Raw genomic sequence first — 467 nt, 5'->3', positions numbered from 1 at the left:
GGTCGAGCCATTGATGGCTTGGTACCGAAACGACATCTATACTGAACGGCCGTCGTCGTGGAGTGAGTGGGTCGAGGCGGCAGGCGAGGTGTCTGCAAACGAATCGATGCAGGGCTACGTCATCCAGTCCGGACAGACGAACAACGCGGATACCCAGATGACACAGTACCTCTGGCAGAACGACGTCAGTATCTACGGAGGTCCGTCTGATGGAATCGAGGTGCAACTCGACAACGGTGATAATCGAGAGGCTGCCGTCGAGACGTTCGAATGGATACAATCGATGGCTGAACACTCCCCGAATGGCTCTGGGTGGGGATGGGGCGATGCAATTGGCGCACTTCAACAAGAAAACGCCGCAGCCATTGCCAGCGTCGGTGGGCTTCCTGTGTTGACGATTCAGGGTAACCGTCCCGACCTCGTCGAAAACCTCAGCCCGATGGGCTTCCCGGTCCCGGATGGTGCCG

General features: G+C 58.0%; 1 pseudogene. It reads left to right on the top strand.

Annotation, left to right across the window (positions count from 1 at the left end):
* Positions 1–467: pseudogene (locus tag AUR66_RS14340) on the top strand (ABC transporter substrate-binding protein); the annotation flags it as partial.

It is taken from the genome of Haloferax profundi, assembly GCF_001469865.1.
Classification (GTDB): domain Archaea; phylum Halobacteriota; class Halobacteria; order Halobacteriales; family Haloferacaceae; genus Haloferax; species Haloferax profundi.
The sequence above is the reverse complement of the archived record's forward strand: the minus strand, read 5'-3'. Positions and strand labels throughout refer to the sequence as shown.